The 24,559-nt window shown below is 61.4% G+C and carries 23 protein-coding genes; 11 read left to right on the forward strand and 12 right to left on the reverse strand.

Annotated features, from left to right (window positions below; all coding sequences use genetic code 11):
• Positions 1 to 29: 29 nt before the first annotated feature.
• Positions 30 to 626 carry a LysE family translocator gene (locus tag ACQK2G_RS06285; RefSeq protein WP_425404170.1) on the reverse strand — a complete coding sequence of 199 codons (597 nt, stop codon included), beginning with the start codon at positions 624 to 626 and terminating at the stop codon, positions 30 to 32.
• Positions 627 to 754: 128 nt separating this feature from the next.
• Entirely contained in the window at positions 755 to 1,450 is a 696-nt protein-coding gene (locus ACQK2G_RS06290; protein ID WP_425404171.1) for a helix-turn-helix transcriptional regulator, read from the reverse strand.
• A gap of 124 nt (positions 1,451 to 1,574) precedes the next feature.
• Between ACQK2G_RS06290 and ACQK2G_RS06295 the strand changes: the two genes are divergently transcribed.
• The 4 genes from ACQK2G_RS06295 to ACQK2G_RS06310 all read left to right on the forward strand — a co-directional run bounded on the left by ACQK2G_RS06295 (position 1,575) and on the right by ACQK2G_RS06310 (position 5,418).
• Positions 1,575 to 2,432, forward strand: a complete 858-nt coding sequence (locus tag ACQK2G_RS06295; protein ID WP_425404172.1) for a DMT family transporter — start codon at positions 1,575 to 1,577, stop codon at positions 2,430 to 2,432.
• Between the two features lie 232 nt (positions 2,433 to 2,664).
• A complete protein-coding gene (locus tag ACQK2G_RS06300) occupies positions 2,665 to 4,359 on the forward strand; it encodes a diguanylate cyclase (RefSeq protein ID WP_425404173.1) in 1,695 nt (564 codons plus the stop codon).
• A 51-nt stretch (positions 4,360 to 4,410) separates the two neighbouring features.
• Positions 4,411 to 4,695: a hypothetical protein gene (locus ACQK2G_RS06305; protein ID WP_425404174.1), complete on the forward strand. Its 285-nt coding sequence runs from the start codon at positions 4,411 to 4,413 to the stop codon at positions 4,693 to 4,695.
• A 78-nt stretch (positions 4,696 to 4,773) separates the two neighbouring features.
• The gene (locus ACQK2G_RS06310) at positions 4,774 to 5,418 is read left to right on the forward strand and encodes a LysE family translocator (protein WP_425404175.1); all 645 of its coding nucleotides are present in this window, start codon (positions 4,774 to 4,776) and stop codon (positions 5,416 to 5,418) included.
• A gap of 17 nt (positions 5,419 to 5,435) precedes the next feature.
• Here ACQK2G_RS06310 and ACQK2G_RS06315 read toward each other — a convergent pair whose 3' ends face one another.
• Complete coding sequence (locus ACQK2G_RS06315) at positions 5,436 to 5,924, reverse strand: GFA family protein (protein WP_425404176.1); 489 nt, start codon at positions 5,922 to 5,924, stop codon at positions 5,436 to 5,438.
• Positions 5,925 to 6,001: 77 nt separating this feature from the next.
• Here ACQK2G_RS06315 and ACQK2G_RS06320 point away from each other — a divergent pair, with 77 nt between their 5' ends.
• Positions 6,002 to 6,331, forward strand: a complete 330-nt coding sequence (locus ACQK2G_RS06320) for an NIPSNAP family protein (protein WP_425404177.1) — start codon at positions 6,002 to 6,004, stop codon at positions 6,329 to 6,331.
• A gap of 29 nt (positions 6,332 to 6,360) precedes the next feature.
• Positions 6,361 to 7,053, forward strand: a complete 693-nt coding sequence (locus ACQK2G_RS06325; RefSeq protein ID WP_425404178.1) for a hypothetical protein — start codon at positions 6,361 to 6,363, stop codon at positions 7,051 to 7,053.
• Between the two features lie 21 nt (positions 7,054 to 7,074).
• Here the strand turns inward: ACQK2G_RS06325 and ACQK2G_RS06330 are convergent, their stop codons facing one another.
• The 3 genes from ACQK2G_RS06330 to ACQK2G_RS06340 are packed head-to-tail and all read right to left on the reverse strand — an operon-like array spanning position 7,075 to position 11,114.
• Positions 7,075 to 8,016 carry a methylenetetrahydrofolate reductase gene (locus ACQK2G_RS06330; RefSeq protein ID WP_425404179.1) on the reverse strand — a complete coding sequence of 314 codons (942 nt, stop codon included), beginning with the start codon at positions 8,014 to 8,016 and terminating at the stop codon, positions 7,075 to 7,077.
• Positions 8,017 to 8,070: 54 nt separating this feature from the next.
• Complete coding sequence (locus tag ACQK2G_RS06335) at positions 8,071 to 10,155, reverse strand: ASKHA domain-containing protein (RefSeq protein ID WP_425404180.1); 2,085 nt, start codon at positions 10,153 to 10,155, stop codon at positions 8,071 to 8,073.
• 44 nt (positions 10,156 to 10,199) lie between these two features.
• Positions 10,200 to 11,114, reverse strand: coding sequence for a dihydropteroate synthase (locus ACQK2G_RS06340; protein ID WP_425404181.1), 915 nt, complete (start codon positions 11,112 to 11,114; stop codon positions 10,200 to 10,202).
• Positions 11,115 to 11,526: 412 nt separating this feature from the next.
• On the opposite strand from ACQK2G_RS06340, the gene ACQK2G_RS06345 reads away from it, so the two are divergent.
• On the forward strand, positions 11,527 to 12,264 hold the full coding sequence (locus ACQK2G_RS06345) for a LuxR C-terminal-related transcriptional regulator (protein ID WP_425404182.1): 738 nt from the start codon (positions 11,527 to 11,529) through the stop codon (positions 12,262 to 12,264).
• 29 nt (positions 12,265 to 12,293) lie between these two features.
• Here the strand turns inward: ACQK2G_RS06345 and ACQK2G_RS06350 are convergent, their stop codons facing one another.
• The 5 genes from ACQK2G_RS06350 to ACQK2G_RS06370 form a co-directional block, all read right to left on the reverse strand.
• Positions 12,294 to 15,434, reverse strand: a complete 3,141-nt coding sequence (locus tag ACQK2G_RS06350) for an ABC transporter transmembrane domain-containing protein (protein WP_425404183.1) — start codon at positions 15,432 to 15,434, stop codon at positions 12,294 to 12,296.
• A 117-nt stretch (positions 15,435 to 15,551) separates the two neighbouring features.
• Positions 15,552 to 17,786, reverse strand: coding sequence for an adenylate/guanylate cyclase domain-containing protein (locus tag ACQK2G_RS06355; RefSeq protein ID WP_425404184.1), 2,235 nt, complete (start codon positions 17,784 to 17,786; stop codon positions 15,552 to 15,554).
• Positions 17,787 to 17,847: 61 nt separating this feature from the next.
• Positions 17,848 to 18,504, reverse strand: a complete 657-nt coding sequence (locus tag ACQK2G_RS06360) for a hypothetical protein (RefSeq protein WP_425404185.1) — start codon at positions 18,502 to 18,504, stop codon at positions 17,848 to 17,850.
• A gap of 134 nt (positions 18,505 to 18,638) precedes the next feature.
• Positions 18,639 to 20,084 carry a mannose-1-phosphate guanylyltransferase/mannose-6-phosphate isomerase gene (locus tag ACQK2G_RS06365; protein ID WP_425404186.1) on the reverse strand — a complete coding sequence of 482 codons (1,446 nt, stop codon included), beginning with the start codon at positions 20,082 to 20,084 and terminating at the stop codon, positions 18,639 to 18,641.
• Positions 20,085 to 20,149: 65 nt separating this feature from the next.
• A complete protein-coding gene (locus ACQK2G_RS06370) occupies positions 20,150 to 20,917 on the reverse strand; it encodes an NAD kinase (protein ID WP_425404187.1) in 768 nt (255 codons plus the stop codon).
• A gap of 176 nt (positions 20,918 to 21,093) precedes the next feature.
• On the opposite strand from ACQK2G_RS06370, the gene ACQK2G_RS06375 reads away from it, so the two are divergent.
• The 4 genes from ACQK2G_RS06375 (at position 21,094) to ACQK2G_RS06390 (ending at position 23,359) form a co-directional block, all read left to right on the forward strand.
• Positions 21,094 to 21,624 (forward strand): molybdopterin-guanine dinucleotide biosynthesis protein A, encoded by a 531-nt coding sequence (locus ACQK2G_RS06375; RefSeq protein ID WP_425404188.1) that lies wholly within the window; start codon positions 21,094 to 21,096, stop codon positions 21,622 to 21,624.
• Between the two features lie 37 nt (positions 21,625 to 21,661).
• The gene (locus ACQK2G_RS06380) at positions 21,662 to 22,057 is read left to right on the forward strand and encodes a nuclear transport factor 2 family protein (protein ID WP_425404189.1); all 396 of its coding nucleotides are present in this window, start codon (positions 21,662 to 21,664) and stop codon (positions 22,055 to 22,057) included.
• A gap of 164 nt (positions 22,058 to 22,221) precedes the next feature.
• Positions 22,222 to 22,797 carry a PAS domain-containing protein gene (locus tag ACQK2G_RS06385; RefSeq protein ID WP_425404190.1) on the forward strand — a complete coding sequence of 192 codons (576 nt, stop codon included), beginning with the start codon at positions 22,222 to 22,224 and terminating at the stop codon, positions 22,795 to 22,797.
• A 7-nt stretch (positions 22,798 to 22,804) separates the two neighbouring features.
• Positions 22,805 to 23,359 (forward strand): PAS domain-containing protein, encoded by a 555-nt coding sequence (locus tag ACQK2G_RS06390; protein WP_425404191.1) that lies wholly within the window; start codon positions 22,805 to 22,807, stop codon positions 23,357 to 23,359.
• 26 nt (positions 23,360 to 23,385) lie between these two features.
• On the opposite strand, the gene moaA is transcribed toward ACQK2G_RS06390, so the two are convergent.
• Positions 23,386 to 24,378 (reverse strand): GTP 3',8-cyclase MoaA, encoded by a 993-nt coding sequence (moaA, locus tag ACQK2G_RS06395; RefSeq protein WP_425407620.1) that lies wholly within the window; start codon positions 24,376 to 24,378, stop codon positions 23,386 to 23,388.
• Positions 24,379 to 24,559: the final 181 nt, after the last annotated feature.

Below are 24,559 nucleotides of genomic sequence, written 5' to 3' on the forward strand. Positions count from 1 at the left end.
CTTTCTTGACGGTGACGGCATCGCCGGTCTCACCGCAAGAAGGCCATGGCGACCGAACCGACCAGCAACAGCGCGAATAGGATATTAGCGGCCCGGCCCGCGGTCGGGTGGCGCAGCATCCGGGAAAGCCCCGCGCCCAGCACCAGCCAGGTGGCGTTCACCACCACGATCACCGTGGAGAGCACGATCAGTTTGACCGCGGCATCCTGGATCGGCGCGTTGTCGATAACGATCACGCTGCTCAACACCGCGCCGAGGGCTGCATAGGCTTTGGGATTGGCGATTGCCAGCAGATACCCGCCGGCGAAGGCGGGTGAGGAGCCGTTTTCCTCACCTTCGGACAGAACCGGCGCGGTCGCGATCCGATAGGCGAGATACAGGATATAGCCCGCGGCGGCGACGGTCAGAACGGGCATCAAACCCGGCACGGTGAACAGAATGCCGGTCAGGCCGGTGGCGATGATGGTCAACACGGTGGCCGTGCCCAGCCAGATGCCGACCACATAGGGGATGCTGCGGGCGACGCCATAGGCCGACCCGGCCGCCGCGCTGCTCAGCGTCGCGGGGCCGGGACTGCCCATCAAGGGCAGGGCCGCAAGCAGCAACACGAAGATATTTTCCGCCATGATCCAAACTCCGTGGCCCTGATCTCTATCGCTCGAGCTTCTATGGCCCGAGCATCAATAGATGCAGCCGGCAGCATGTCAGAGCGGCCGAACCGGGTCTTGAACGATCGTGCGTGGAGGCTCGTGGCTCAGTTTGGCGTCTTCTCCGCCGCCCGTGCGGCTTCCCAGTCCCGGCGAAGGTCCTCGGCCTCGCGCCGGAAATCCTCCGGCAGGGTCTCAAGGCTTTGAATCCGGTCGATCCGGAAGTGGCGGAATCCGCCGCGCAGCCTACACCATGCGGCCAGTACGGCGACCTGGACGTAATAGACAAGCGCGACGGGCAGGATCACCCTGTCCGTTTCCGCCCCGGTCTCGTCCTGATAGATGATGCGAAGGGCCAGGTTTTGGCGCAGGGCCTTGCGCACGGACGCCATGTCGATCAGGTCCGGCGGGGCCGCCCCCCAATCCGAGACCGCCAGGTGTTTGCCCTCCACCTCGTCCCGGCGCGCCTCCGGCAGGATTTCCGCGATTTTGGCGTTGGCCCGCCCGGCGGCCGCTTGCAGGCCGATATCGCCCGTGCGGGCCAGCAGTCCCAGCCCGACAACGATGGCCTCTACCTCGTCGACATCGAACATCAACGGGGCAAGGTCGTATCCCCGGCGCATGACATACCCGATGCCGGCGGCCCCTTCGATCGGGACGCGCATGCCCTGCAGCGCCGCGATGTCCCGATACACCGTCCGGATATTTACCTCCAGCCCCGCCGCCAGGTCGGCCGCGGTCATCGGGCCGCGGGCCTGGCGCAGCAGTTGAATGATCTCGAACAGTCGGTCGGCGCGCCGCATGGCGAACTCCCTGCAAAAAACCTCGGTAGTCTTCAGCGACCGTATCATGCCACTGCTGACACTAAGCTGTCAGGATGGTGTGTGTATGCCTGCTTCCGGCAATGGGCGGAGCAGGGGGGGCAGGATGTTCATCGGGGCGGAAAATGCTGGTCGGATCAGGGGTGTCTCATTGGTGGTCGGGTCGGCGGTTCTGTTCGCATCCGCGGGCGTTTTCACGAAGTTGATCCCCTCCGATGCCTGGACGATCCTGTTTTGGCGGGGCTTGGTCGCCGCCGTGTTCCTGTCGGTTTTCCTGGGGGTGCGGGGCAGGTTGCTGGATCAGCTGTTGCGCATGGGATGGAGCGGACTGGCCGCCGCTTGTCTATCCAGTCTCGGCAGTGCGGCCTTCATTCCGGCTTTCAAGGCGACGACCGTCGCGAATGTGACGCTGATCTACACGGCGTCGCCGTTCCTGGCAGCCTTGGTTGCCTGGGCAGCTATCGGGGAAAGGCCGTCCCGGCGGTGCCTGATTGCGGCGCTGGCGGCCCTGGGCGGTGTCGCGGTGATCTTCGGCGCACCGACGCCGGTCGCTTCTTTGCGCGGTGATCTCCTCGCCCTGTGGATGACGGTCTGCATGGCGAGCGTGATGGTGCTGTATCGTCGATACCCGGATACCCCCGCGGTCGGCCCGGTGGTGCTGAGCAGCCTGATGCTCCTGCCGTTCGGTTTGGTGTTTTCCGATCCCATCGATGCGTCGCCCGGCGAGATCCCGCTGCTGACGGCGTTCGGGCTGTGTTTTGCCATGGCCGGCGTGGCCCTGGTTGCCGGCGCCAGATTGCTGCCGTCGTCCGAAACCGCGTTGCTCAGCGTCATGGAGACACCCATGGCGCCGCTTCTTGCCTGGGTGCTTCTGACCGAAATACCGTCCCTGCGCAGTCTTGCCGGGGGCACCATGATTCTTGCGGCTCTGGTCTGGTATGTGCGGTGGGCCGGAGACCCATAACCCGCAACCCGTCTCCCATAAGCCTGTGTAACGGCTGCAAACGACCTTCCTTACTTACGAAGTTTATAATATATATAAAGTGGAACTGATGGACTGGTCGCAATCCTGGGGCTTCGTCGCGACGAATACGTGACGTCCGATTTCGGGATCAATGATTGCCGAGGGCCCAAAGCTCGATATGGACGGTGTTCAGCCAAATCCATTTTCCCGATTTGCCCCGGTATTGTTGGCTGTGGCCGTTTTTGTGGGACTGGCCTCGGTCGTGCATTTCGCGGTGGAAACCGAACGCGATCGCCTCGAACAGATCGAGCGTAACAGGGTTCAGCAACGGCTGGCCACGATGGTTCGGCGGATCGATGCCGAGTTGAACGCGAATGTCTTCCTGGCCAACGGCCTTGTCGCCTATGTCTCGGCAATGGGGGACCGGTATCAGGACCGAATGGAAGCCGCGATGGAGGCCGTGTACCAATTCGGCAGACATCTTAGAAATATCGGCGTCGCGCCGGACAATAGAATTCAGCACATATACCCGATCGAGGGAAATGAAGCGGCGCTTGGCTTGTACTATCCGGATCTGGTTGAGCAATGGCCTGCCGTCAAAGAGGCGATCGACGCGGGTACCACTGTGCTGGCCGGGCCGGTGAAGCTGAAACAGGGGGGCTCGGGCCTGATAAGCCGAACTCCTGTGATTCTGCCGGATGGCAGTTACTGGGGCATTCTAAGCCTGGTCATGGATATGGAGAGTTTCCTGTCCGAAATCGGTCTTGCCGCCGAAGTCAACGGCGTGCGGTTTGCTATTCGCGGGAAGGACGGTGTCGGGGAAAAAGGCGAGGTGTTCCTCGGTGATGTGGATCTGTTCGAAATAGATTCCGTTCGGCAAAGCATGAACGTTCCGGGTGGTGTTTGGGTCGCTGCTGCCTATCCGGTCAACGGATGGAGGTCCTCTCAAGATCATCTGGTATATGTCGAAGTGGCGGGACTGGTCTTGTCCCTGGTCATGGCCGCCGGCGTTTTCGGATATCAGCGGAACAGGGCGCAGGCCGTCGAAAGCGCAAAACGCTTACGCATTTTTCTGGACACGACGCGCGAAGGCGTGATCGTCATCAATCAGGCAGGTACCATCCAGGAGTTCAATGCCGCGGCGGAGGGTTTGTTCGGCTATACGACGGAGGAAATCGTCGGCCAGTCGGTCAACAATCTGATGCCGGAGATGTATGCCGCCCAGCATGACAGCTTTGTGAAGAGAGCCAGTCAAAAGGCGTTCCATTTGATGGCGGGGGAACGCCGGGTGATGGGCCGGCGGAAGGACGGGGTTCAGTTTCCGATCGAGGTTTCCGTTGGGATGGCGACGGTCAGAAACCGGCGGTTCCATGTCGGCCTGGTTCGCGACATTACCGAACGCCAGGCATTCGAGAACCGACTCATCGAATTGGCAACGACCGACAGTCTGACCGGCTTGTTGAATCGCCGGGCATTCCTGGAAAGCGCGGAGACAGCCTTCAAGCTCGCCAGGCGGCATCGACATCCGCTTTCGGCCATGATGATAGACGCGGATCATTTCAAACGTATCAATGACAGTTTCGGGCATCAGGTCGGGGACGATGTCCTCGTCGAACTGACGACGATTTGTCGGGACTTCTTCCGGACGACGGATACACTCGCGCGCTTCGGCGGGGAGGAGTTCATCATTCTGCTTCCGGAAACCGATATAGACCGCGCGGAGGAGGTCGCACGGCGCCTGGTTGAAAAAATCCGGACGGCGGAGGTTGCCACGGACGGAGGAGAAACGGTCCGGTTCACGGTCAGTATCGGCGTGGCGGCAATGTCCGATGAAGATGCGGTTATCGAAGACCTGATAAAACGGGCCGATGCCGCCCTTTATGACGCCAAGAAGGAAGGCCGCGACCGGCATGTCGTTGCGCGCTAATGCCATCACCACAATCTGTAAGAGGTGGAAATGTGGCGCGGGGGCCGGAAGATGACATTGAAATTCAGTTCGATTCCCCTGGTCCTGGCGCTGATTGCCGGGCTCGGTGCCTTGACCTGTCCGGCTGCCGCCGAAACGCCACGTGAGAAAAAGCAGGCGGAAAGCAGCGGAAGTACCGAACGCCCGCGTTTCGCACCGTCGTCCTCCGGCGCCAGTCAGCAGCAGGAGCGCCAGGACCGCGCGCGCCCTGCGCCTGTCCGCGAGCGGACCAAGCCTGGCGAAAGCCAGCAGGACGCCAGGAAACGCCGCGACAAGGACAAGGCATTGGGGAACTGAATTGCACACCTCCTGACATAAGGGTGTCAGGGAGGGGCTGCTAACCATCGCGGAATTCTTCTTTTCCGAGGGACTGTGATGGAAACGGTGACACACTATCTTCCCGGCATTCTATTGGCGTTCGGGGCCACGGGCCTGGGTTTGATGAGCCCCGGACCGAATGTATTGGCCATCATGGGAACCTCCATGGCGCTCGGCAGACGGCAGGGTCTGGCGCTGGCCGCGGGCGTGTCGGCAGGTTCGTTCCTATGGGCGATGGCGACGGCGGTGGGGCTGTCATCGCTGTTGGCGGCCTATGCCGGTGCGCTTGTCGTGATCAAGATCGTTGGCGGGGCCTATCTGCTCTGGTTGGCGTTCAAGGCATTCCGCTCGGCGTCCCGGCGCGACGATATTGAGACATCTATCCTTCACGGCGCCGGGACGACCCGCCTGTTTCGCTTCTGGCTGCGCGGTCTGACGGTGCAGATGACAAACCCAAAAGCGGCGCTGACCTGGATTGCCGTCATGTCCTTGGGGTTGGCGGTCGATTCGCCGGTCTGGGTCGCGACAGCGATCGTCCTGGGCACCAGTGCGATGTCGCTTGCCGCCCATGGCATTTATGCGCTGGCCTTCTCGACCGCACCGATGATCCGGCTCTATGGCAGGGCAAGGCGATGGATCCAGGCGGGTCTGGGACTGTTCTTCGCCTATGCGGGGATCAGGCTGCTGGCTTCCAGGACCTAACTGGGCCTTGGCAGGGGTCAGGCTTCAAGACCCAGGCGTTGGTGCCAGGCCTCCAGCGATTCTTCCGGGTAGCCTTCATAGGATTGGTCGTTCGGACCATGTTCGACGGAAACCCAAGGGGCCTTCGAGGCAAGCATCAGATGCACCAGTTCCGGCGGTTTCGGCAATGGCGTATCAATTGCCCCGGCATGGGGGTGGATCAGTTCCGGCCACCGGTCATCCCAAGCCCATAGCGCGGTTCCGCAATGGCTGCAGAAATGCCGACGAAGCGGGCTTAGCCCGATCTCTTCTCCCGATTCGTCGCGGATGGCGGCTTGATAGACCGACACGAAGTCCTGGCCGGACACCTGCATCGTGTCCGCGATACCGCCGATATTGATTGCAAAACCGCCTGTGCCGGCCGTTTTTCGGCAAATTTCGCAATAGCATCGGTTGAAGGGAACAGGATGGGGGCTTTCCAGTTCGAACCGCACTTTCCCACAGTGACAAGAACCTTTGAGATGCATTCCCTTTCTCCCTTCTTCAGTTCGGACTAGGCTTCCGGCCACCATAAACCGAATCCGAACAGGCGAGGGAGATTGTCATGCTGTTGGATGTAAGAACCTACAAAGTGAAGCCCGGTTACATGAAAGAGCACTTGGCGCTGTACGAGAAATACGGCAAGCCCGCCCAGTTCCGCTGTCTGGGGGAGCCCCTGGTCTACATGACGACCGAAACCGGGGACCCGAACGAATATGTCCATATCTGGGTTTACGAGAATGCCGGGGACCGAGAAAAGAAACGCGGCGCCATGTGGCAGGATCCGGAATGGCTTGAATACACCATGAAAAGCCGCGAACTGGGCGCCTTGGTCGAACAGTCCAACAAGCTGATGGTGCCGACCTCCTTCTGCCCGCCGATCGCCAAGCGGTAATTGCGGAAATTCGCATCCGCCGTCCCCATATGTCGGATCTGAGACCCGACGAAGGGACGGCGATGCGAATTCCTGGCCTTATTCCGGCGTTTGGCGTTCTGTTGTATCTGGCGCCGATGCCTGCCGAAGCCGGCGATGCGGCGGGGACGGGCGTGACCGTGTGGCGCGGCGCGCCCGGCGCCTGGCCAGGGCATGGCGCAGGGCAGGGCGAACGGCTCGGTCTCGCGGATTGGATCCGCGACTGGCATGGTCGGATCGCGCCGGCCGATGTCAGCCCCATCCCCAAGGACATACACAAGCGGTTTCGGCATGCCTTCCCGGCGGGCCTGTTTGATTGGGCCCGTTTCAGTGTTGTCGGTGATGATCGCCTGTGGCGGCAGGCGTCTCGCCGCGGCTTTGGAACCCCTTCAGTCATCGTGCTCGACGACCTGATCCTGTTCCGTTCCGCGGATGCGGCGCTTAGTCACGCGGCGTGGTACCAAGGCCTGGAACAAGCGCAGGCCTTCCGGCGGTATGGGGTGGAGAAGGCGGTGGGGCGACGCCACACCGAACCGACCGTCAGACGTCTGGGCCCGCGGCATGTTTACACCTACCCCTACCGCTTCCTTTATCCTCGGTGGAGATCACCGCAGGGTAGACCGGATGTCGGTGACGGCGGTGCTGCCCTTACCGTACCCGGACAAATCATCATCCAACCGAAGAACCCGTTCGCGAACGAATGACGCCGTGTCAGGGGGACGGTCCTATTCGATGGGAACGGTCACCTCGAAGCCGCCCTTGGACTTCAGGTCGAAATGGCCATCCTGCACCGCGCGGGTCCAGGCGGCGGTCTTCTTCAAGCCGCCCAGCGGGTACATATGCGCCACTTCGATCCCGCATGTCGGGTCGGTCGCGTGATAGGCGGCCAGATCACGGACCAGACGGTCCGGCGCATTCACCACCATAAGCTTCGTCACGTTCATCGCTTGTTTGCGCAGGAAGTTCATGGAATTGCCGATGCCGCAGGCGACCGCGTGCTTCATCAATGTCTTAACCGTGGCCAGGCCGGGAACGCCGATATGGATCGGCAACTCGTTGCCGGCGGCACGGATGCGCTGATCCCATTCGATGATCGGTTTGGCCTCGAAGCAGAACTGGGTCGTGATGTACATGTCCGTCCCGGTGTCTTTGGCATAGGCGTTCTTTTCCGCCAGGGCGGCGGCGATGTCCGCATCCTTGATGTCCGGCGATCCTTCCGGGTGCCCGGCGACGCCCAGGCGGGTGATGCCGTATTTCTCCAACAGCCCCGTCCGGATGACCTGGATAGTGGCATCGAACTCACCGACCGGATTGTCGACGCCGCCGCCGATCAACAAGGCTTCGGAAACCGCGGCTTCACCTTGCAGGACCTTCAGGTTCTCCTCCAGGAAGGCCTTGGATGGGATAGACCGGGCGGCCAGATGCGGCACGGGATGCATGCCTTCCGCATGCAGTTTTTTTACCGTCTTCACCGTTTCGGCAAAGTCGGACCCCGGCAGGAAGGTGACGAAGACGGTCGTTCCCTCGGCCAGTACGTCGCGAAAATCCTCGACCTTCGACGCCTGGGTCGGCGTCACCTCGAAGGTCGCGTTGCTCAGGAAAGCCCTGATCTGATCGGTTTCGGACATCGGCTGAGCCTCTTCAAACTGGATGGCGAGGTTGGTCACGGTCTTCATTCCTTCGACAAACGGCACGCGGCCATGTGTGGATGTTCGTTTCGGCTAATGGGCACGTCGGCGTCGGCGTCGGCGGCTATCGTCTCCGCCGCCGTCACCGTCCGCCGCCTGTTTCTGTTCCGGCAGGCCGACTTCTTTCCGCAGGTTCGGAAATGGAGCCGACTTGTTCGGTATCGCCATCGCGTCGACGAAATGTTCCTGGAAGCGCGGTTCGACGGCGGTTTCGATTTTTTCGATACGCGTGATGGTTTCGCGAATTTCGTCGCGGGACTTCACGTTCAGCAGTGCGATTCGGGCCCCGGTTCCCGCGGCGTTGCCGACCGAGGCGACCTTGTCCAGCGGACAGTCCGGGATCAATCCCAGGATCATGGCGTATTTGGTGTCGATATGGCTGCCGAAGGCGCCGGCCAGGACGACGCGTTCCGGCGGCTTGCCGATCTTGTCGATCAGCAGTTGGGCGCCGGCATATAGTGCCGCCTTGGCCAGTTGGATGGCGCGGACATCGGCCTGGGTGACGCGGATTTCCGGTTCGCCACGATGCAGGACATAGGAGTAGGTTCGCCCTTCCGCCACGATGCGGTCGGTCTTCGCCGCCATCGAACCGTCGATGATGCCGTCCTGCGTGATCACGCCTGCGAGATACAGTTCGGCCATGACCTCGATGATGCCGGACCCGCAAATCCCGGTGACGCCGGTGCGTTTCACCGACTCGGGAAAGGCCGGATCGTCAGACCACAGATCCCCGCCGATAACGCGGAAACGCGGCTCCAGGGTTTCCTTGTCGATGCGCACGCGTTCGATCGCGCCGGGGGCCGCGCGCTGTCCGGAAGAGATCTGCGCACCTTCGAGTGCCGGGCCGGTCGGGCTGGAACAGGCCAGTAGGCGGTCTTTGTTGCCATAGATGATTTCGGCATTGGTGCCGACATCGACGACCAGCGTCATTTCTTCCCGGTATTGCGGACCTTCCGACAGAACGACCGCGGCGGCATCGGCGCCGACATGGCCGGCGACGCAGGGCAGGAAATAGGCGCGGGCGCCGGGATTGGTCTTGCCTTCCAGGCCGAGTTCGCTGGCCCGGATGCGAACCGGCTGGTTGGTCGCCAGCGCGAAGGGCGCCCAGCCCAGTTCCGTCGGATCGATGCCCAGCATCAGGTGATGCATGATCGGATTTCCGACCAGGACGATTTCCAGAATATCGGTAACGTCGACCGAGGCTTCCAGGCTTGCCTGACTCAACAGATAACCCAGCGTTTCGCGGACGACCTGGGTCAGTTCCTGATCCCCGCCCGGATTCATCATGACGTAGGAAACCCGGCTCATCAGATCCTCGCCGAAGCGGATCTGCGGGTTCATCGCACCGACGGAGGCGACGACCTCGCCGGTTTGCAGATCGGTCAGATGGACCGACATCGTCGTCGACCCGACATCGACGGCCGCGCCGTAGGCCTTGTCGTAGAAGCCGGGCCAGATATGGACGATCTTGTTGTCCCAGCGGACCGCGACGGTGACCTTCCATTCGCCTTCACGCAGGGCCTTCTGCAGGGACTGCAATACGGGCAGGTCGGCGCGTTCCAGGCCGGTGATGCCCCATTGCTCGTTCAACGCGGTCATGACGCGTTCCAGGTCGCCCGACGGGTGGTGCATGTCGGGTTCAGCGACCTCGACGTAACAGAGGCGCACGACGGGATCGATCTCGATATTGCGGACCTCGGCCCGTTTGCGAACGACCTGCTTGTGGACCTGGCTTTCCTCCGGGATGTCGACGACGACATCGCCCAACAGCTTGGACTGACAGCCCAGCCGTCTGTCGTCCTTCATGCCGCGCTTGGATTTGTAGCGCGCCTCGACGTCATTGACGCCGGAGAGGTGGTCCGGACGGCTCTTGATGCCGAATTTGGAAAAATCGCCTTCGCTGAGCACGCATTGACAGCGTCCGCAGATGCCGCGGCCGCCGCAAACGGAATCCAGGTCGACGCCGAGTGCGCGCGCGGCTTCCAGCACAGTCGTCCCGGTGGGGAACGATCCGCGTTTGCCGGACGGCGTGAAAACGACCTTCATCTCTCCGTCGGCGGGATTGCCCGCCGGGGTGATGCCGTCGTCAGTCGCCGGCACGGTGTCTTGATCCGCCATGATCCAGCCCTCCTGGGCGCGGCCGCGCGAGGCGCCGGTGCGCGTCAGGCGACGCGACGGCGGCGGCGTTCGCCGCGACCGCCCCGGGCGCCGCGGCCCTCTTCACTCTCCGCCACCGGTTCGCGGAACTTCCGAATCCAGGTCGTGCAGTCCTTGTCCACGCCGTTGATGACATCCGCCCCCATCAGGCCGACCATTTCCGGTTCGTGCAGCGGGTTCAGGATGGCGGAGGTCATGCCCGCGCCGGCCGCCATGGACAGAAAGGCCTGGTTCAGCTGATGCCGGTTCGGCAGGCCGAAGCTGATGTTGGACGCGCCGCAGGTGGTGTTGACCTTCAATTCCTCGCGCAGGCGGCGGATCAGCGACAGCGCCCCGCGTCCGGCCGCGCCCAGGGCGCCGATCGGCATGACCAGCGGATCGATCACGATATCCTCCTTGGGGATGCCGTAATCCGCGGCGCGCTCCACGATCTTCTTGGCGACCTCGTAGCGGACGTCCGGGTCTTCGGAGATACCGGTTTCGTCGTTCGAGATACCGACCACGGCGCAGCCGTATTTCTTGACCATCGGCAGGATCACTTCCAGGCGTTCCTCCTCACCGGTCACCGAATTCAACAGCGCTTTGCCCTGATAGACTTCCAGGCCCGCCTCCAGCGCTTCGACGATGGAGGAGTCGATCGCCAGCGGCACATCGACCAGGCTCTGCACCAGCTTGATCGTATCGGCCAGGATCTTCGGCTCGTCCGCGAGCGGGATGCCGGCATTGACGTCGAGCATATGCGCGCCGGCCTGGACCTGTGCGATGGTGTCGGCCTCAACGGTCGAAAAGTCGCCGGCCTTCATTTCCGCGGCCAGTTTCTTGCGGCCCGTCGGGTTGATGCGTTCCCCGATGACGCAGAACGGACGGTCGAAGCCGATGATGACTTCCTTCTTTGCGGAACTGATGACGGTGTTGGTCATATTCGGGCCCTTTCGCCTGGATTGTGCGGGCCGTTCCGGTTTCCGGACGGGGCTGCGCGTTGAAACGAAGCGGGGTTGCGACACGATCCGAAGAGGACCGCACGAACCCCTGCGATCTCTTATGCCTGTGTGCCGGGACTTTCGGATTGCGGACTTGCGCCGAAATCCTTCCCGCAAGCGTCATCGGTACCCATGCCGCTGACGCGGAAGATCAAATTCTTCCTCTTTGTGGTGGGAAATTGACGACTGGGACGCCGGTTCGGATTAAATCGTCTTGAGGATAATTGGAAATGCTAATATAAAAAACTTATGGTTAACTGTAGTGCGCTCCTTTAATACACGCAAAAGCAGCTTATACGTCGGTGCGTAAAGCCGTTTCATTGCGGCGAGACCAGGGAAGGGACCGGTCGGCATGAAAACACTCATTCAATCGTCATATGCTATGGAACGCGCCGGAATTGTGGGGCTGGTGAGCAAGGTCTGGCCGGAGGGCCAGATACTGGACGCCGAAGATCTGGCCTCTCTGCAAGAAATCGATGGATGGGACCGGGACGTCGATCTGGTGGTACTCGACTGGCGGAACGAGGCCGCCGCCGAAGAAGTCATGCAGCATTTCCTGGGCGCGGGGAACGATTGCGCGATGGATGTGAGGAAGGCTGTGCCCGGCGATCAGCTGAACGGCACGTCCTTCAAGTCGCGACCGGCGGTTATCGTCTTCTGTCATCGGCCGGACGTGGTCCAGACCAGACGCATTGTCGGTCTTGGGGCCAAGGCGGTGGTGCCCTTGACGGATCCGCCGGCGATCGTTGCCGCACTGCTGAGCTTCGTCATGGCCGGGGGCACCTATCTGCCGCTATCCGTGTTAACCCAGATGCCCGGCAACGCGGCGGCGAAAGGCGGGCGCGAGGCCGAGGGCGGCACGGTCATTTCCGCCGACGATCCGCGGTTCAAGATGTTGACGCGCCGTCAGCGTGAAGTGCTGCGTCTGATCAACCGCGGCCTGTCGAACGAGGAGATCGCCGAGGAGATCGGCGTCACGCTGAACACGGTGAAGTCCCATGTCAGCAGCATGCTGAAAGCGCTGGGGGTCAAACGCCGCACCCAGGCGATGCGCATGCTGACCGTGCCTGAGGATCGAACCGGTCTCTGATCGGCCGAGGCTTCAAAGCGTCAAACCGCTCACTTTCGGGAATTCAGTTCCGCCGTCGTCTTCAGCAGGCGTTGGCCGAGGTCACGCGTCATCTCGAACGAGAAATACGGATCCTGCCGCGCCAGTTCCACGAAGACGTCGCGGTTCAGACGCAGCGCCGTCAACAATGTGCGGGCGCGGACCGTGGCTGAGCGCGGCGTGTCGCACAGCATGGCCAGCTCGCCCAGAACCTGACCGCGTTTCATGACATATAGGATTGTCTCCTCGCCATTCGCGCCTTCCAGGACGACTTCGGCCTCCCCGTCGAGCACGACGAAGGCGGCATCGCCCTGGTCGCCCTGTTTCACCATGATCTCACCGGGTTCGTAGGTCTTGCGGTCACTGGTGAAGGCCAGCAGACGAAGCTTGCTGGAATCGAGATTGGCGAAGAGCGGCAGCTCGCGCAGGAACTTGGTTTCCGCGCCGAGCGCGGCGGAGGTATCGACGCCTTCCTCTTCCTTCTCCGCTTCCGCCGGGGCTGTCGGGGTAGCCTCAACCGCGGCGCCGCTCACGGAAGTCAGACGCCCGTTGGCCAGTTCGAAGACATGGTCGAATTCGATCGAGGACGGCGCCGAACTGTCGACCCAGATGAAGGTGCAGTCGGAAAGCTCCTCCAGGATCCGGGCCGTGGTGCGTTCCTGCGCCTCGCTGTCGAGCGAGCCGAATGCCTCGTTGATCACGCAGATATCCGGCTTGGTGAGAATCGAACGGACGACGGCGATCTTTTGCCGTTGCATCGCAGACAGGCGCGACCCGCCGATGCCGACGGAGAATTCGAAGGCCGCGGTCAGAATGTCTTCCCAAAGGCCCAGTTCGGCGACGATGCCGACCATCGCTTCCAGGATCTTGTCGGTCGCATCGGCGCGGCCGTGAACGATCCGGCCGAACAGCACGTTGTCCAGAATCGACACGCCGTTGTTGTAGCCGTCCGGGTCGAATTTCCGGATCTTGGTGCCGAACAGTTCCGGATGCTTTTCGTGCAGCCGGTGCCGCATCTTGACGATGATTTCGCGTAGGTCGTCATCGATCAGGCCAAGACGGTGGCGTTGCGGGATCAGCTTGAAGGGCAGGGACATCAGCAGGTCCCGCTCTTCCTCATTCAGGCTTTCGATGCCGTCCTGCTTGGCGTGCCGCACTATGGTCTTGAATTCCGGTAGCAGGTCCTCGTCGACGAAGGAATATTGATCGAAGAAAGGGTGACCCGGCGGCAGGCCCTGGAACAGTTCCAGCATCAATTCCGCGCAGCGCAGCCCGATATCCAGGAAACGTGGCCGCATGTCGAATTCGTCGAGCAGTTCCTGGATCGCCGGGATGGCGCCCAGGTTTTCCTTCCGGAATTCATCCGCGGCGGGTTTACCGAACAGCAGGTTCTCGGCGATTGTGCTGTAGGTATTGAACAGTTCGTAGTCGTAGCTTTGGACCAGGTCCGCGATACCCCGTTCGTCCAGCACCTCGCGCATACGGTGACGGGCCTGCAGAAGCTTCTCGACCATTTCGGGATGTTTGGCCGGATCGATCTGCTGCCGAAGGCCCAGTGAATAGAGCTCTTCGTCCAGTTCGAACCGCTCCAGCAGCCGCGCGGTCTGCTTCATCAGATCCTCGCGGTTCTCGTAGCCGGAACCCTGATAGTCGGTCCAGTCGCCGTGGAACGGGAAAAGCGAGTTGCCCGAGGCCTTCGATTCCTCGAGTTCCTTTTCCCATTCCTCGAGGTTCTCAGCCGGGACTTCCGGCGGATTGTGCTGCAGGCCGAGGAACAGGTTGGTCTCGATCGAGGCATTGAAGAAAATGCTGTTCGGCGTCAGTACGGCGATGCGCCGTCCCGTGACCGCCTCGTGCATCTGGGTCAGGTCGTGTTGGCCGGCGCGCAGTTTGCCGCCCGTCGGCAGCATCAACCGACCCAGCAGGGCGGTCATGGTTTCCTTGGCCGTGCCGTTGTTCGACAGGATGGCCGTTCGCGACCCGTGGGGCAGTTTGAAGGTCGCGCCATCGATGATACGGACGCCGTCCTCATCGACGAAGCTGAGGCTCTGGGCTTCCAAACCCTCGCGCAGACGCGGCAGTTCTTCCGGCGGATTTTCCTGCAGTTCCTGCGGCAGCATGCCGTCAGGCGCGAATTGGCTGGTGACCGCTTCGTACTTGATCTTCGCATCGGCCATTTGCTGGTAATAGTTCAGCAATTCCTTCCACGGCGCGGCCAGGTCCTTATAGGCGGCCAGTGCGGCGACCAGGGCGCCGACGGTCAGCGAGCCTTCGATGACGAGATAGCCGCCGACCGAGAAGAAGAAGAAGGGGGTCAGCTGGTTCATGAAGTTGTTCACGAACTTCATGAAGAATTTGCGCTGGTAGATCTCGAACCGGATCCAGAAGATCTTGCCCAGGCGGTCGCCCATGTCCGACAGGATATAAGCCGAAGTATCCTGCGAGTGGATGTCCTGAACGCCGCTAACCACTTCGCTGATCCGGCCCGACATGGCGCGGACATGCTTCACGCGCTCCTTGCCCAGCGCATTCACCTTGCGCTGCAGTTTCGGGATGACGTAGCCCTGCACCGGTATCATCGCGAAGGCGGCCAGGCCGATGCGCCAATCCTGAACGAACATGAAGGCCATGATGGTCAGGAACTGGCCGCCCTGGAAGGCGATCAGGACATAGGCGTCGCCGAAGAAACCGCCCAGCGGTTCGACTTCCTGCGTCACCATGCTGACGACTTCGCCCTGGGACATGCGCTTGAATTCAGGGATCGGGAACCGCAGCGTCCGGTTCAACAGAACATAGCGCAGGCGGCGCAGCAGGCGTTCCGCCATCACGCCCTTATAGGTGTTGATCCGAAGCTTGAAGCCGCCATTGATGAAGACCAGGGCCAGGAATATGCCGCACAGGGTGAACAGATAGGGGAGCTGTTCCAGCGCGATCCCGTCCCAGCCGAATTGCAGGCCGAACAGATCGAAGTCGAATGCAAAGAGATGGGCTGGAAAGTTGCCTTTTTCCGGGTCGATGGCCCGGTTGATGATCGTCTTGGGGAGGTCGAGCGAAAAATACAGGAATGGAAACGAAACGAGGGTCAGCGCCAACGCGGTCAGCTGCTGAGTACTGCTATAGCGCCAAATGAACTTGAAAAGACTTCTGTCCATCGCACCGCCCCCAAATCCCGGCGCATCCCAACATCAAGGGCGCGCCTGCGTCGCGTAACGTCGTTACAGGCCGAAAACCGAGTTTTTCCCTGAATTTTGACCGGGAAGCACGGTGGCCTATTTCTTATCCAGATCCAAAACCCCGTCCCAACTCTCGGGCGGTGGTGACGCCAACATCTCCCGCGTGCGGCTGCCCGCATATGCGGCGGCCTTGTCCCCCTTGCCGGCGAGTGCGTCGAATACTCCTATCGCGTCATCAAATTTCCTTGACCACCGAAGCTCCAACCCTGCCTCAAATTGGTCCCGCTGCACAAGAACCTCTTGCGATACCGAACCTTTTTCCCCCAAAGGTTCACGCAGCGTGACCGGCGTGTCACGGCCGACGACGCGAACCCGGTCGATCACGCGCCATTCGAAATCGTCTTTGCACTGTTCCCAGGTCACATCCCCGACCAGCAGGGTCGTGCCGAATTGCTTGTTCACGGATTCCAGCCGTGCGGCCAGGTTCACGTTATCGCCGAAGACCGTGTAGTTGGCCCGTTGTGCGCCGCCGACATTGCCGACCGTCATGTCGCCGGAATTGACGCCGAGCCGCGTGACCACCTCTGTCCCGTCCGGCAGGTTGACCAGGAATTTCTTGAAGACGTCCTGGTTCTCAGCCAGTCGCTTCTGAATGCTCAGGCAGCAGGCCACGGCGTTCCTGGCATGGTTCGGGTCGTCCTTGGGCGCGCCGAAAATCGCCATCACCGCATCGCCGATATACTTGTCCAGGATGCCGTTATGGGCCCGCAATTCCTCGTCGAAGATATTGAAGTATTCGTTCAGGAACGAAATCAGGTCTTCCGGCGGCAGATTTTCGGAAAATGAGGAAAAGCCCGCTATGTCGGAGAACAGAACCGTCACTTCGCGGGTTTCACCGCCCAGAACGGGTGGGGAACCGCTGTCGATCATCTCGTCGATGACGGAAGGATCGAGATAGAATTTGAACGCTTCGTGGATCAGCGCGCGTTCCTTGTCGCTTGAAAAGAACCGATAGACCATGCTGGAACCAAGGCAGAGCACACCGGCGATCAGCGGACTGCTCAGCGGCACGACCGTGTGGCTCTCCCGGAAGATGTATGTCACCAGCAACGTCCAGCCCAGACCGACCGCGATGGCAAGAGGCACCGATTTCGTCGGCCGGAACTTGAGGGCGATGGCGGTGACGATCCCGGCGATCAGCAGAATGCTGGCGATATAGAGCCATGTCGGCACGGCCCGCAGCGCGTTCCCCAGAACGATGTTGTTGACCGCCGTCGCGTGAAGATAGACTCCGGGCGTGGTGCTTCGTTCCGCCGCCGGCGGGTATTCATAACCCTCCGTGCAGGGGGCGGGCGCGTTGGCGAAGTCCTCGTGATTGGTCCATCTGTTCGACGAAACTTTTCTATCCTCGATATCGGTGACGATACCGAACAGCACCGCCTTGCCGGCAAAATGCTGTTTGAAGTAGTCGGTGTTTCCGGCGCGCGCGCAGGTCAGCAGATCCGCGAAGGAGAAGGTGGGGATCGCGCCGGGGCCGGTATCGAAATTAAGGCGTATGGCGCGGGTACCATAATGGGGGATGACTTGATCGCCCAGGCGTATGGTGCCGTCCTCGGCCTCGCTGGGCTGTTTTCCGGTCAGGCGCGCCGCCAGTTCGAAAGCCATGCTGGTGGTATCGGTTTGGACCTTGCCGTCCTGGTCTTCCGCTTCCAGGAAAAGCGGAATGCCGCGCACGCCGGCATCTTCGTCCGGATGGGCCAGCAAACTTCTGATATTCGGTTCGCTGCCGACCGCCCGCCGGAACCCGATATGCGGCTGGAAAACCCGAACCTTTCCCGACCCGTCGAAGATGCCGAAGGTGACGCTGCCGAGGATGATGCGCCCCTGTTTGCGGCCATAGGTCAGGAGGCTCTTCAGCAAGGCCTGATCGTACCGTTTATCGCTGACATAGGTCCCGGCCGAGGTCGGGTAGATAATGTCCCATCCGAACACGGCGGCGCCGTTTTCCATCACGGCATTCTGGACTTCCGCGATATGCGGGGTCCACATCACGCGCGGGATCTTGCTCAATTCGGGATCCGCGTGTGTCGCTTCGTCGATTGCGATGACGACCGTGGGGGACGCCGCAGGGTCCATATGGGCGGGCATGATCGTGTCCCGCAACCAATGCAGGGCGTCGATATCCCAACCTTCCCTGTCATACAGCTTGGGGCCGAAGGTAAGGACCACCGATCCGATTGCAATCAACAATCCCGCAAGCGCGGCCTGGAACTTCAGCGACTTGGGCTTTTCGCTCTTGGTGGACCTGTCGGCGGCGACCGCCTCTGTCATGATACTGCGGCCTTCGAATTGTGGAAGCGGTTGTCCAACCCCTCAATCCAATCGCACAGGGTCAAAGGGGCAGAAGGCGCGCGAGGCGTGAGGCGTTCTGTTCGTCGGACAAGCGGGAAATCGTGAAGACCGTCTGTCGATCGCCGGCCTTGGCCTGGTAGATCCCGCCCGGCGTCAGGGCAATTTTCGCCTCCGCCAGATCGACGATCAGACCGTTCGCGGAGATCCGGTGGATGACCTCGGACGTGTCCAGTCGCGTGACTTCGATCTCGCTGACGGGGCTGCTCAATTTTATGATCGGGCTGACGCCGAACAACATTCGCTCGGACTTGATGTCGGTCTTGATGGTGGTGTTCCTGGTACCCGCCGCGCCGGCTTCCTGTTCGGCGCCGACCTGCGCGACGACGGGGCCGCCGTCGCAGTCCACCCAGGCGCTTTCCTTCTTGCCGCCGGCCACGGTGCTTTCGTCCTGGCCGATGGTCACGGTGCCCCCCGTGATCGTTTCCTGGACGCAGGTCGTCAGATAGCCGATGACGATGGTCTCGTCCGCCGCCAGTTTGATGGTCTGGCCGGGTTCCAGATAGTCCATCAACTGCACATCGTCGCGGTCGGAGGTGATGTCCTCAACCAGCGCCGAAGGCTCGGCCTGCGCCGCGCCTGCCGCCAGAATGCCCGCAATCCCAAGAACAAGCGGCAATCTCGTGACTTTGAAACGCATCATGACCTCCTATCAACCATCCGTTCCGATGGCGAAACCCCTGTTTCGGCCATCCTAACGCTCCCTTGGCCCGGATGCTAGAGAGGTGCGGTATTCCAGTCAGTGTGCGTGGTCACAGATGCGTTGAATTCGCTCTAAGCCCGGCCGTAGGTGTCTTCCAGGCGTTCGATATCGTCCTCGCCGACATAGGATCCGACCTGCACCTCGATCAGATGCAAAGCCTCTTCGCCGGGATTTTCGAGACGGTGTATCGTCGTGGCCGGAATGAAGGTGGATTCGTTTTCCTGCAGTGTGAGGATCTGTTCCCCGCGCGTCACCTTGGCGACACCGGTGACCACGACCCAATGCTCGGACCGGTATTTGTGCCGTTGCAGCGACAATGTCGCGCCCGGTTTCACGATCAATCGTTTGACGCGGAAGCCGGTCCCGGCGTCGATATCCTGATAGGACCCCCAGGGCCGGTAGACCATGGGATGCTCGCTGGCCTGTTTCTTGCCCGCGGCGGCCATGCCGGCGACAAGGTCCTTCACCTCCGCCGTGCGGTCGGACCGCGCCACCAGCACCGCATCGCCCGTTGCGACCACCGTGACGCCGTCCAGGCCGATCACGGCCAGGGATTTGCCGTCCTCGGCGCGTAGGTAGCTGTCGCGCGTGTCGAGCAGGTCGACATCGCCGGCAATGACGTTGCCGGCTTCGTCCCGGTCCGCGAGGTCCCACAGCGCTTGCCAGGCGCCGACATCGCTCCAGCCGATCTCCGTCGGCACGACGGCGGCCTTGTCCGTCCGTTCCATGATGGCGACGTCGATCGACTCGGACGGGCACGCATCGAAGGCGTCGGCGGAAAGGCGCAGAAAATCGAGGTCGGCCCGGGCATCGGACAAGGCGTTCCGACAGGCGGCGACCATATCGGGTACAAGGCGCTCGGCTTCGGACAGCAAGGTATCGACGCGGAAAACGAACATGCCGCTGTTCCAGGCATAACCGCCTTCGGTCAGCATCGCCTCGGCCGTGTCGCGATCGGGTTTCTCGACGAAGCGGTCGACGGAAAAGGCGCCGGACACCGCGGGCAGGGGGCCGCCCTGCTTAATATAGCCGTAACCGGTTTCCGGCCGTGTCGCGGTCATGCCGAAGGTAACGAGAAAGCCCTGCCGGGCCGCGTCGGCCGCGGCCGCCAGGCCGACATGCAGGCCGTGCACGTCGCGGATGATGTGGTCGGAGGGCAGCAGGATCATGACCCCTTGCGGGTCCTTCGCGGCAATATGCAGGGCCGCGACAATGGCAGCGGGGGCCGTGTTGCGCGCCATCGGTTCCAGGATGATTTCCGCCCGCTCGATATCGGCTCCGCGCAGTTGTTCGGCGACCAGGAACCGGTGGTCGTCATTGGAAATCGTCACCGGCGGGTTGTACCGGGTCTTGTCCGCGAACCGTTTGGCGGTCTGTTGCAGCAGGGTCAGTTCTTCGCCGGAAGCGTCCCCGTCTTCCGCCATCAGGGCGAGGAACTGTTTCGGGAAGGTGGCCCGGCTGAGCGGCCACAACCTGGTACCGGAACCACCGGATAGAATGACGGGATGAAGGCTCATGGTCGGGTCCTATTCGGCTAAGGAACAGTTCACGGCGGCCCCGGGCAAGGGCCGGTCGGACAAGCTCAGGCGGTAAACTGCTCTTTCAGTATGCGTTCTTCAAGGTCGTGTTCGGCATCGAACAGGGCGGATGCAAATCGTTCCAGGTCTTCCATCACGGTGACGCGTTTGACGTCGCGGATTTCGGTGGCGTCGGCCACGGCGCTGACCGGGCGTTTTTTCGATTCCAGCACCTCGAACTCGATCTTCGCGCTGTGCGGCAAAAGGGCGCCGCGCCAGCGCCGCGGGCGGAACGGGCTGATCGGGGTAAGCGCTAGCACGCCGGCCCCCAGGGGCACGATGGGGCCATGGGCAGACAGGTTATAGGCCGTGCTGCCCGCCGGTGTGGAGACGATCACACCGTCGCAGGTCAGGCTGGGCAGACGTTCGACTCCGTCGATCATGATGCGGATCTTGGCGGCTTGGCGGGTTTCGCGGAACAGAGAGACCTCGTTGATGGCGATCGCCTCGGCGGATTCGCCGTCTTCGGTTACCACCTTCATCTCCAGGGGATGCAGACGAACCGCTTCGGCGGCCTGAAGCCGGGCCGGCAATTCGTTCGGTTCATAGGCGTTCATCAGGAAGCCGACCGTGCCGCGGTTCATGCCGTAGACGGGTTTTTCCAGGGCCAGCGAGTCGTGCATGGCCTGAAGCATATAGCCGTCCCCGCCCAGCGCGACGATGACGTCGGCCTCGGTAACCGGGACATGGTCGTACATGCTCATCAATTCGGAACGGGCGGCCTGGGCCATGGGCGTATCGGCGGCCATGAAAGCCATTTTCAACTCGGTCATGCGCGCCTTTCCGCCCCCATACATGCCGGGATTGCACCGGTCGGACCGGTGTTCCCTTTTTTCAGTCCGGGGCCGCGTTCACTAAGTCGCGTTCCAGGCTGGTTGATCCGCTATTCCCTATGATGGAATGCACCTTTAGTCTGATATTGTATAGCGTCTGCCCCCGGATCACGAAAGTGAGAGAGATGATTTCGACCCATTCCCACCTTGGCTTCCGCCGCGTCACCGGCCGGATGCTCACGCTTCTGGTTCTATGTTTCGGCATCCTGACGGGGATGGGGACCGGCGCGCGGGCGGAAAGCAGACATGAAGGCTATTACTATCCGCCGCCCAATTCAGAGGAAACATACGTCGCCCGGGTGGACACCATGCCGGACGCCAATCGGCGGACGCGCGTCGCCTTCGTAACCGGATTGACCGCGCAGCAATCGCGCAGTTCCTATCCGCCGACCTATCATCTGTTCGCGAAAGGGGACGGGGGCCAGAAGTTCATCCTGGTTTCGGTCGACCGCGACAAGTATTCGACCCTGTATCAGTTGCGGGCCCTGTTGGCTGCGATGACCGCGCTGACCCGCAATACGCCGCTGTTCCAGGACTCCGCGATGCCGGAAAACCTCACCTTTCTGGATCTTTGCAAATTGATGGGGGTGGAAGAAATCGTGGTATCCGACGGTGTCGCGGTGGCGCACCGTATCAATATCCGATAGGCGCGGAGCGGTCGGCGGGGATGGGGAGCGGCACGTCATGATGACAGAAGAAACGGCCTTGTTCGCGAACGACGCCTTTTATGCCGCGTTCCGAGAAGGCGACTATCCGGCAATGTCGGCCCTGTGGGCGACGGATGCGAAACAATGCTGCATACATCCGATGTGGGAGCCCCTGTTCGGACGGGAGGCCGTTCTGGCCTCCTGGAAAGAGGTTCTGCGCACGCCGCCGCCGGTGGAATGCGTGACGCCCTATGTCGTGTCGTCCCATGCCATGGCGACGGTTTTTTGTTTCGAAAAGATAGAGCAGGGCGTCCTGGCAGCGACCAATGTGTACATTCTGGAACAGGGGCGCCCGCGCATGGTCCACCACCAGGCCGCCTCCACCCGCGGCAGGCCGAAAGCCGGTCCCGGCGAGAGCCGCGTCATCAACTGATCGTCTTCATTCCCAGGACGTCAGAATGGCTCGATCGAATTTTGCGGCGAAGAAGGTGATTTCCGCTTGGCAACGGGGCCGGGTTTTCGGAGAAATGGGGCGTGACGATCCCCCCGCCCAGTCAGGCGGGATTTATTATGACTTTATCGATTTGAGAATAGCGGATGGCCGCGAAACAGATTTCCGAAGCAAATGCATTACCGGGCAGCGAGAGAATCGCAGCTTTTCTCGACTCCCGGGACCTTCTGAAATTCTTCGCTTATTGGCAATCGAAACGGTCGGGACGGGAACTGCCGTCCCGGTCGGATATGGACCCGATCGATATCCCCTGGGCCTTGTCCCGTAGTTTCCTGGTAGATTTCGAACCGCCCGACACGTTTCGGTATCGGGTCGCCGGACGGGAGATCGAGGAAGTTTTCGGCTGTTCCATGAAAGGCGCGACCCTGGCCGATATTCTGCCGCCCGATATTTATCCGTTGATCGCCGGCCGTTGGCTGCCGTTGGTCGGCATGCGCGCGGTCGTCTGCATGAAGGGCTTGATCTATGGCGCCAAGGACCGCCAAACGATGGGTGAACGGATCATGCTTCCCTTGGCCGACGAGGATGGCGGCCCGGTCACCGGTCTGTTCGGGATGACGGTTTTTACCTGGCTTTCAGGAGCGGAAGTCTCTGAAAGAAAGACGGTTGAAGTGGAGACGATACCTGTTGCCACGATCCCTTTCGCTACGATGCCGTCGTAATCAGATCGTGACGCGACCCTTGGACAACCCCAATCCTGTCTCCGGGAACCAGCAGGTCTCGGCATTTCTTGGCGATGCGGAGCTGTTGACCCTATTCGACTACTGGCGGTCCAAGCGTTCAGGCCGTGCCATGCCTTCCCGCGCGGATCTCGATCCGATCGAGATTCCATGGGCGCTTTCGAGAATTTTTCTTATCGATTTCGAGGCGCCCAGAACGTTCCGTTATCGGCTGGCGGGACAGGAGATTTCCAGGATTTTCGGCGGAAACATGAAGGGACGCACCCTGCAGGATATCCTGTCGCCGGAAGCCTGCGAGCGGGTCACTGACCGGTGGATGAACCTCGTCGAGACGCCTGCGGTATTGTGCATGAAAGGCCTGGTCTATCTGCCGAAGGATCGTGTTCCGATGGGTGAGCGCATCATGCTGCCCTTGGCAGAGGCGCCGGGCGGACCGGTCTCCGGACTGATCGGAATGACGGTCTGCGACTGGGTCGCCGGGCCGGTTCGGAACCAGCACAAATATGCCGATATTCAAGTCGTCGGCGTCGATTCCATAGCGTAATTGCAGCGCCGGGAAGGGCGGCTGCGTCAGCCCCCGGTCACGCTCATATGGCGGACATTGCTTTTTGCGCCGCGGCGGCGGTCGATCACGAAATCATGGCCTTTCGGCTTGCGGCTGATCGCTTCCCGGATCGCTTCGACCAGAAGTGCGTCGTCGTCGCTTGCGCGCAGCGCCGTGCGCAGATCGGCGGCGTCTTCCTGACCCAGGCACATGTAAAGCGTCCCGGTGCAGGTCAGCCGCACACGGTTGCAGCTTTCGCAGAAATTGTGGGTCAGCGGGGTGATGAAGCCGAGCCGCCCGCCGGTCTCGCGGACCCTTGAATAACGGGCCGGGCCGCCGGTGGTGTAGTCGATTTCGTCCAGGGTCCAACGCTTGGCCAGTTCGGCACGAACCATCGAGAGCGGCCAGTATTGGTCGACGCGTTCGGCGTCGCCGATTTCGCCCATCGGCATGACCTCAATGAAGGTCAGGTCGAAGCCTTCACGGCCGCACCAGGCGACAAGGTCGTGGATTTCGCTGTCGTTCACGCCTTTCAGCGCGACGGCGTTGATCTTAACGGCCAGCCCCGCGCTTTTCGCGGCTTCCAGCCCTTCCATCACCTTGTCGAGCTTGCCCCAACGGGTGATCGACAGGAATTTCGCGGGATCCAGCGTGTCGAGCGAGACGTTTACCCGCCGTATGCCCGCCTTGTAGAGGTCCTGCGCGTATTTCCCGAGCTGGCTGGCATTGGTCGTCAGCGTCAATTCGTTCAGCTTGCCGGTCTTCAGGTGCCGTCCCAGGCGGTCGATCAGCCACATGATGTTGCGGCGGACGAGCGGCTCTCCCCCGGTCAGGCGCAGTTTCGTGACGCCGAGATCGACGAAAGCGCTGCACAGCCGGTCCAATTCCTCCAGCGACAGGACGTCCGATTTCGGCAAAAAGGTCATGTCTTCCGACATGCAGTAAACACAGCGGAAATCGCAGCGGTCGGTGACCGACACGCGAAGATAGGAGATATGGCGGCCGAACGGATCAATCATGGCAGACATCTTTAGTGTCCGGCCGGGGAAATCAAGACCGACCCTGGTATTAGTTCGGAAAATTTGTGTGAGAAATTGTCGCTGACAAAGGCAACCGGACGGGCGGTGCGGTCGTTCTTATGCTGGGCGCGGCCCGTTTCGGGCGACGCCCCTTACTCAATACGCGGTAAAGCGGAAACCT

It is taken from the genome of Hwanghaeella sp. (genome assembly GCF_965227365.1).
In the GTDB taxonomy this organism is placed as follows: Bacteria; Pseudomonadota; Alphaproteobacteria; order UBA8366; family Aestuariispiraceae; genus Hwanghaeella.

Coding starts and splice junctions, on each gene's coding strand:
- ACQK2G_RS06310 (WP_425404175.1), top strand. CDS start 4,774: ATGGAAACGGTGACACACTATCTTCCCGGCATTCTATTGGCGTTCGGG.
- ACQK2G_RS06285 (WP_425404170.1), bottom strand. CDS start 626: ATGGCGGAAAATATCTTCGTGTTGCTGCTTGCGGCCCTGCCCTTGATG.
- ACQK2G_RS06290 (WP_425404171.1), bottom strand. CDS start 1,450: ATGCGGCGCGCCGACCGACTGTTCGAGATCATTCAACTGCTGCGCCAG.
- ACQK2G_RS06325 (WP_425404178.1), top strand. CDS start 6,361: ATGTCGGATCTGAGACCCGACGAAGGGACGGCGATGCGAATTCCTGGC.
- ACQK2G_RS06315 (WP_425404176.1), bottom strand. CDS start 5,924: ATGCATCTCAAAGGTTCTTGTCACTGTGGGAAAGTGCGGTTCGAACTG.
- ACQK2G_RS06295 (WP_425404172.1), top strand. CDS start 1,575: ATGTTCATCGGGGCGGAAAATGCTGGTCGGATCAGGGGTGTCTCATTG.
- ACQK2G_RS06385 (WP_425404190.1), top strand. CDS start 22,222: ATGGCCGCGAAACAGATTTCCGAAGCAAATGCATTACCGGGCAGCGAG.
- ACQK2G_RS06305 (WP_425404174.1), top strand. CDS start 4,411: ATGACATTGAAATTCAGTTCGATTCCCCTGGTCCTGGCGCTGATTGCC.
- ACQK2G_RS06350 (WP_425404183.1), bottom strand. CDS start 15,434: ATGGACAGAAGTCTTTTCAAGTTCATTTGGCGCTATAGCAGTACTCAG.
- ACQK2G_RS06355 (WP_425404184.1), bottom strand. CDS start 17,786: ATGACAGAGGCGGTCGCCGCCGACAGGTCCACCAAGAGCGAAAAGCCC.
- ACQK2G_RS06345 (WP_425404182.1), top strand. CDS start 11,527: ATGAAAACACTCATTCAATCGTCATATGCTATGGAACGCGCCGGAATT.
- ACQK2G_RS06380 (WP_425404189.1), top strand. CDS start 21,662: ATGATGACAGAAGAAACGGCCTTGTTCGCGAACGACGCCTTTTATGCC.
- ACQK2G_RS06360 (WP_425404185.1), bottom strand. CDS start 18,504: ATGCGTTTCAAAGTCACGAGATTGCCGCTTGTTCTTGGGATTGCGGGC.
- ACQK2G_RS06335 (WP_425404180.1), bottom strand. CDS start 10,155: ATGGCGGATCAAGACACCGTGCCGGCGACTGACGACGGCATCACCCCG.
- ACQK2G_RS06365 (WP_425404186.1), bottom strand. CDS start 20,084: ATGAGCCTTCATCCCGTCATTCTATCCGGTGGTTCCGGTACCAGGTTG.
- ACQK2G_RS06320 (WP_425404177.1), top strand. CDS start 6,002: ATGCTGTTGGATGTAAGAACCTACAAAGTGAAGCCCGGTTACATGAAA.
- ACQK2G_RS06340 (WP_425404181.1), bottom strand. CDS start 11,114: ATGACCAACACCGTCATCAGTTCCGCAAAGAAGGAAGTCATCATCGGC.
- moaA (WP_425407620.1), bottom strand. CDS start 24,378: ATGATTGATCCGTTCGGCCGCCATATCTCCTATCTTCGCGTGTCGGTC.
- ACQK2G_RS06370 (WP_425404187.1), bottom strand. CDS start 20,917: ATGACCGAGTTGAAAATGGCTTTCATGGCCGCCGATACGCCCATGGCC.